Here is a 6,629-nt window from a genome sequence, read left to right as displayed (position 1 = left end):
CGCGGATTCGCGACTCGTCATGCAGAGCGGCCAGCGCTGGAACCGGCGAGACGATAACCTTCGGACGGCCGGTGCTGCCACCCGACCCGATTGCCTTCCACATCGGCGATACGACCGTTGCGTCGAGAGATACGTCGGTTCGCGAATCAAAATTTGCATGGGCAAGGACGAAAGGTTGGCCGTGGGCGTTTGCCGGATCGTCGACGATAGCGACCCGCGGGTTAACGAGGTCAATCAGACCGGCGAGTTCAGTCTCGGCGAGCTTGGTGTTCAATGGATTGACGACCGCGCCGACCTTCCACGCTGCGATCGCGCTTGCGATGAAGTCCGCTCCGTTCGGCAGGACGATTGAGACGAAGTCTCCCGGTTGAGTGCCGTGGGACAGCAACTCTTTCGCGATCGCGTCGGACCGACTCTCCAACTCACGGCGGGTGACCGCCTCGTTGGGGGTGGTGACAGCCACGTGGTCTGGATCGTCGTTGGCGAGTGAACGAAATCTATCGATGAGTGACTCTGGCTTCGCCTCGGTCATGCTGTTCCTCTCGGAGATACGATTATCGCGGCCCGATATATCTCGGCGCGGGCGGTCGGATGATTGTTGACCTGACGAGAGTTGCACACATGTGCGACTCTCGTCAAATTCCAGGATTAGAGCACCGCATGCGTAGCTGGTCGGCGCTGTTTGATTTCCGATCACTGTGCGTGAGTGATCGTATTGTTCGCTTGGTACGCAGAGCCTTCCTCCAGCAGTCGATCCACGTTTTCGACTCCCCACGCCCGTAGCGTTGTCACAGTGTCAGACCCGAGCGGGCGTGGAGGGGGTGGGAGATCGGGTGGCGTGCGGGAGAACCGTGGCGTCGGCGCAGGTTGCACGATTCCGCCACGCTTCACAAAGGTTCCGCGCGCTGAGACGTGAGGGTGCTCGGGCGCCTCACTGAGTCGCAAGACCGGAGTAACGCATGCGTCACTAGCGCCGAAGACTTCCGTCCACTCGCTCCGAGTCCGCGACCGAAAGCGTTCCGCGATCGCAGTACGCAACTCTTCCCTGCCGGATGGATCAGACCGATCGCTGTATTCCTCAAGATCCATTCGACGCAAGAATTCCGCGAAGAACGGTGATTCCAGTGCGCCCACCGCCATGTGTTCTCGGTCTTTTGTCTCATACACGTCGTAATACGGCGCGCCCCCACCGAGGGTGTTTACTCCGCGTCGTTCGACATGCTTGTCCGCAGCCAGTAGCGACGATGTGATCGCATTGAGGTGTGCGGCTCCGTCAAGGATCGCCGCATCGACCACCTGGCCAACGCCGCTCCTGGTTCGTTCGTGCAGGGCAGCAAGGACTCCGATGACGAGGTAGGTGGAGCCAGCACCGTAGTCGCCCAACAGGTTGCTTGGGTAGTGCGGACGTGAAGCATCCTGCCCGAGGCCGTGGAGAACCCCTGAGACCGCGAGGTAGTTCACGTCATGTCCAGCGGTCCCAGCCAAGGGACCGGTTTGCCCCCATCCTGTGATGCGACCGTAGATGAGCCGGGGATTTTCGCGGAGACACTCTTCAGGCCCGAGGCCGAGACGCTCGGTCACACCCGGACGGAATCCCTCAATGAGAACGTCGGCACGCTTCGCCAGCGTAAGGACTGTGCGCACCGCCGCGGGAGACTTCAGATCGAGGGCGACACTTGAGCGACCCCGAAGGGTAATATCAGCGGAACGCGGCACGGGAGGGCCTGCCGAACCAGTCGTCCGCTCGATGCGAATGACCTCTGCGCCGAGATCCGCCAGGATCATACAGGCATGGGGGCCTGGGCCGATGCCTGCCAACTCAATCACCCGTACTCCTTCGAGGGGACCGGCTGACTCACGGGTCTCGGGACGGTGCGCCATTTGTTTTCCTTCCTTTGCACTCACGGATGTTGGAGTGCTTAGTCAATTGGACTCATCCGTCGCTTTGACGGCGTCCGCGCAGCGCGAGGCCGCGCAAACCAAAGGTCGATCGTTTCGCGCGCAGGTTTCTGGTTGGCGCAACAACGACGCTCGCGGTCAGGCCGCTGCTGGCGAAGTCGGCCGCACACTCGTGTGCGTACACTGGAGCCGTGGCAAAGCCGAAGGGTGAAGATGTACGACGAGACGTGATCCTCGCAACATTTGCATGCGTTGCCCGAAACGGCGTGCCGGGTACGAGCATGCGCGATATCGCTCGGTCCACAGGGCTCAGCACAGGGACCATCACCTACCATTTCGGGTCGCGACACAATCTCCTGCTGGAGTCGATTGACTACGGATACTGGCGAGTGCCGACCAACCTGGAATCTATGGCACCTCACGATGCGATGCGGCGGGTCTTGAATCGATACGAATTGCGCGACGAGCCGCGCCAGATCTGGTGGCAGTATTGGCTGGCAATGACCTCGTATGCCCAAAGCAATGCAGAGGCCGCTCAGCGACTCGTGAAGCATCACAATTGGGTCCTTGAGCGGTGGGAGCTTTGCTTGAATCGAGGCAAGAGCACAGGCGAATTCTTTCCGTCGGTGGACCCCGCCAGCGAGGCGCGCCGATTGGCAGCGTTCGCGCACGGCCTCGCAATCCAGCAGTTGATCGACCCACTCAGTGCAGACTGGGCAGCCGATGAACTCAGCAGGGCGGTAGACGCGTTGCGGCCGGCCACGAGCTCTTCAGGCGTGGAGTTGGACCGGTTGGCAACCCAAAGTGGAGAGAGCGGGACTTCGTAGGCCGGCCGTACCCCCAGGATCGATGACGAGAGACGTTCCACACGTCGAGCACTAAGTGACGCGACGTCCTGCGATGCGCCGCGCTGGCACCTGGCTGTGTCGTCGATGTTAACCCATTCCTCACCCAGGCCGAAGCAGAGTTGTCGACTCCGACGGAGCGAATGCTAGACGTCTGCCGAGAAAGCAGCTTTGTCATTTCATGACTTGACCAGAGTCGCACGACTGTGCGACGCTGGTCAAGCTTCAGGCGTCCTGATTTAGATGTTGAGGGCAACTGACGCGCGTTCACACCAATCGAGCGGTCCCAATCCCATCGCCGGAGCATGGGCGGAAAGCGACCGGCCCGCAGTAGGTCCCGACACAGCGGGGAAGCCTGCGAGCTTTGCTGACTGGCCGATGACCGGCAGAGAAAAGAAAGTTTCAACGTGGAAACTACTACAAGAAGAATGCGCAGGCGCGGAGCAAGAGTGATCGCGGCAGCGACCGGTATCGTTGCGGCTCTGGTCTTGTCGGGTTGTTCCCGCGCCGACACGGTCGGCAGCCAAGTCGAGGGGGACAGCGTTCCCTGGGGCGCCAGCGCTGAAGATTATCAAGCGGCCCTCGCAGAGATGGAACCAGTGACGCTTACGTTCCAGACTATTACTCCATCTGCAGCGTCGATCACTGGGCCTAACTACCTAGCTTTCGCTGAGATGGTCGAGGAATACTCTGGCGGAAAGATCTCGCTCGACATTGCCTGGGCGAACTCGATCATCAACAATTCCGTGGGAGTGGACGCTGGGATCGCCGACGGCCGAATCGACCTCGCCGAATTTTGGCCGCAGTACAATCCGACCGAGTATCCCGTAAATAATCTCATGACGTCGGCCTCCGTAGTTCGCCAGGCTGGAATCATCCCGGGGTACACCTCAAGCATGGCGGCATTCGATGAGGCTGCGCTCGCGACGCCGGAACTGGTCGAGGAGTTCGAGTCCCAAGGGATTACCCCGATCATCGCGTTCAGCGCGGATGGCCCGGCTGCACTTTTCTGCACTGAGCCCATAACGACGCTCGATGATCTTGCTGGCAAGCAGGTCCGTTCCGGAAGCGTCATCCACACTCGTCAGCTGGAGGCGTTGGGCGCAACCCCGGTATCTCTGGCCCACGGAGAAATCTATGAAGCGCTACAGCGCGGGATGCTCGACTGCTCGCTGTCGCCGCACGTCACAGCACTTGGAACAGGAATGCTCGAAGTGGCGCCTTTCGTGTCGCATCTGACCACATCAGCCTTCGCCTCGATGCCGACCAATCTCTATGCCGGCCCGAAGTTCAAGTCACTCCCCGAAGCAGCCCAGCAATTGATTTCGGAGGCCGCCATCCACAAGTCCGACGACTCCATAAGCAAGACACTCTCGATAATTTCGAAAGACGCAGCGGAGCTGAGCGCTGCGGCCGGAGGCGCGTACCTCGCGTTCGCTCCAGAGGTCGACGAACGGATGAACGAGGTGAATGCTGAGCTCCTTGCGGAGGTCGAGGACTCGCCACTGCTTGATGGAACTGCATTTCTGGAACTCGTCCGCGAGGAGTCCGAGTCATGGAATGCGACCGTCAAGGGCAAGGGATACGTCGATGATGGCCCGGTCGAGGACATTGCTGACTGGTACACCGAGATCGACTTGACCCCTTGGATCGACGCCCGGGTCGAGCGGGCCGCCGCCCGATGAGCACCTCAGGCACGACCTTTTACGAAAGACGATCGTTGCTACGATCTGTCTCCAACGACTGCGCGACAAAAGCCGTAGCAGGCGCTTGGGAAGGAGAATGATGGTGTCGGAGGGTGATCGGTTGGGCGTCCCGTTGGGGAGGTGGCGGCGGGTAGGTCATGTGGCGACGCGTGTGTTGGAGGTGGCGGCGGCGGCGATTGTGCTGTATATGGTCGCGGCCATCTTGGCGAATGTGATCAGTCGCACGTTCTTTGGTGTTCCGATTACGGGGACGACGGAGATGGTGGGTTATGTGTGGCTGCCGGCTGTGGCGTGTCTGGGCTTTGTTGTTGCGCAGGCTCGGGGGCAGTCGATCGAGGCGGATATTTTGTTCAGTCGTCTGCCGACGCAGATTCGGCGGGAGGCCCGGTTCTTCACCAGTTCGGTCGCGGCTGTGGCGTGTCTGGGTTTTGCGTGGTTTGGCGCGACGGAGGCCGTTCACGCGTTGAACATTGGGCAGACGGCACCCGCGAGCGATGTGTTCATCGCACCGGTTTACGTGCTTGTTCCCTTTGCGTTCGGCGTGCTTGTTGTGCTTTTTGCAGGGGATGCGGTTGCTGCGTTGCGTGGGAAGTTCGACGTGGAGCATGACGCTTCTGAGGACACTGATGTCCTCGCATTGACAAGAGAGGACTTCTGATGTCTCCCGTACGAACGCTTGATGCCCAGAACCGAACGCTTGATGCCCAGAACCGAACGCTTGATGCCCAGAACGAGTCGAAGCGGGTGAGTCCTCACCGTTTGTGGATCTTGCGTGCGCTGATCGTCGTTGGGGTAGTGGCACCGCTGGTGGGCATATTCGTTGCACCAACGAAACAGCTGGTCGGCTTGTTCGCCATCGTGCTGATGTTCGTGCTGCTGGTGTTGCGGATTCCCGTGATGTTCGCTTTGGCAGTGCCCGGTGTGATCGGGATCTACTCGCTGACCGGGACAGCCGCGGCCAGTAACGTCCTGATCTCGACACCGTTGACCACGATGTCGTCGTGGTCACTCAGTGTGCTGCCGATGTTCGTGTTGATGGGGTTGCTGTTGTGGCAGTCAGGGTTAACCACCCGCATGTATGAGGGGGCACGTAACTGGTTGGGCTGGCTTCCCGGGGGGCTGGGCGTGGGCACCAACGCGGCCGGTGCGGGCCTGGCCGCTGTGTCGGGCTCAACGCTCGCGACCACCTATGCGCTTGCCCGAATCGGTATCCCTGAGATGCTTCGCGCGGGCTATGGGAAACAGATGACGCTCGGATCCGTGATTGTCGCGGGACTTCCCGGGCAGCTCATCCCTCCGAGCGTCTTCCTCGTCATCGTCGCGGGCTTGCTCGAGAATCCGGTGGGTCCCCAACTGATGGCCGGCGTGGTCCCTGGCCTCACGGTGGCAGCGTTGTTCGCTGTCATGATCGTGGGATTCTCGATCCTCTTCCCCGCATGGGTTGGCGGACGCAAGAGAATCGGTGCGTCTTGGCGGGCGCGCTGGGTGTCGCTTGCCAATATCTGGCCGCTGGTTGCAATCATGCTCTTGGTCCTCGGGGGGATGTTCACCGGCATCTTCACCGCGACGGAGGCCGGCGCCGCCGGGGTGCTCGGGTCTTTGATCGCCTGCATATGGTTCCAGCGGAAGAACAAACCGCTCGCCATGGTCGGTACTGCCATCGTCGACACCATCAGCAGCGTCGGGGCCATCTTCTTCGTCCTGGTCGGCGCGCACATCCTGGCCGCCCTGATCTCCGTGACCGGCCTCGGTCAGGTCCTGGCGAACTTCGCCATCGACGCTGAACTGGACCGGATTCAATTCCTGATCCTGATCATGGTCCTCTACATCCTTCTAGGTACGTTCATGGACCCGTTGGCCATTCTGTTGACCACCATCCCGATCCTGCTCCCGGTGTTGCACGCCCTGGACATTGACTTGTTGTGGTTCGGTGTGTTCGGGGTGTTCATGGTCGAACTGGCTATCCTGACCCCACCGGTCGGCATGCTCAGCTTCGTGATCCACAAGATCGTCCAGGACCCCAAGGTCAACCTCGGGGTCAAATTCACACTCAATGACGTCTTCAAGGCAGTGTGGCTGTTCATGCCCATGGCAGTCATCGTCACCCTCCTCTGGATCTTCTTCCCCGACCTCGTCACCTGGCTCCCCTCCCTCATGGCCAGATGACGCCTGAATCGCC

6 protein-coding genes are annotated in these 6,629 nt (G+C 60.6%); 4 read left to right on the top strand and 2 right to left on the bottom strand.

The genetic code is table 11. The annotated features are described in order from the left end of the window. Positions 1-532, bottom strand: a 532-nt coding sequence (locus ACSU1G_RS34485; RefSeq protein WP_439286168.1) for an AMP-binding protein, incomplete at its 3' end; no start/stop codon positions are given. Between the two features lie 161 nt (positions 533-693). Next, positions 694-1,881: a CaiB/BaiF CoA transferase family protein gene (locus ACSU1G_RS34480; RefSeq protein ID WP_439286166.1), complete on the bottom strand. Its 1,188-nt coding sequence runs from the start codon at positions 1,879-1,881 to the stop codon at positions 694-696. Positions 1,882-2,090: 209 nt separating this feature from the next. On the opposite strand from ACSU1G_RS34480, the gene ACSU1G_RS34475 reads away from it, so the two are divergent. From ACSU1G_RS34475 to ACSU1G_RS34460, 4 genes are all read left to right on the top strand, one after another. Beyond that, a complete protein-coding gene (locus ACSU1G_RS34475; RefSeq protein ID WP_439286165.1) occupies positions 2,091-2,726 on the top strand; it encodes a TetR/AcrR family transcriptional regulator in 636 nt (211 codons plus the stop codon). A 467-nt stretch (positions 2,727-3,193) separates the two neighbouring features. After that, positions 3,194-4,429 carry a TRAP transporter substrate-binding protein DctP gene (gene dctP / locus ACSU1G_RS34470; protein WP_439286163.1) on the top strand — a complete coding sequence of 412 codons (1,236 nt, stop codon included), beginning with the start codon at positions 3,194-3,196 and terminating at the stop codon, positions 4,427-4,429. Positions 4,430-4,526: 97 nt separating this feature from the next. Further along, entirely contained in the window at positions 4,527-5,108 is a 582-nt protein-coding gene (locus ACSU1G_RS34465; protein WP_439286161.1) for a TRAP transporter small permease, read from the top strand. After that, on the top strand, positions 5,108-6,616 hold the full coding sequence (locus ACSU1G_RS34460) for a TRAP transporter large permease (RefSeq protein WP_439286159.1): 1,509 nt from the start codon (positions 5,108-5,110) through the stop codon (positions 6,614-6,616). Before ACSU1G_RS34465 ends, ACSU1G_RS34460 begins: the two co-directional genes overlap by 1 nt. Positions 6,617-6,629: the final 13 nt, after the last annotated feature.

The organism is Microbacterium sp. A93 (genome assembly GCF_051842835.1).
Note: the sequence above shows the minus strand (reverse complement) of the source record. Positions and strands in the feature narration are given on the sequence as shown.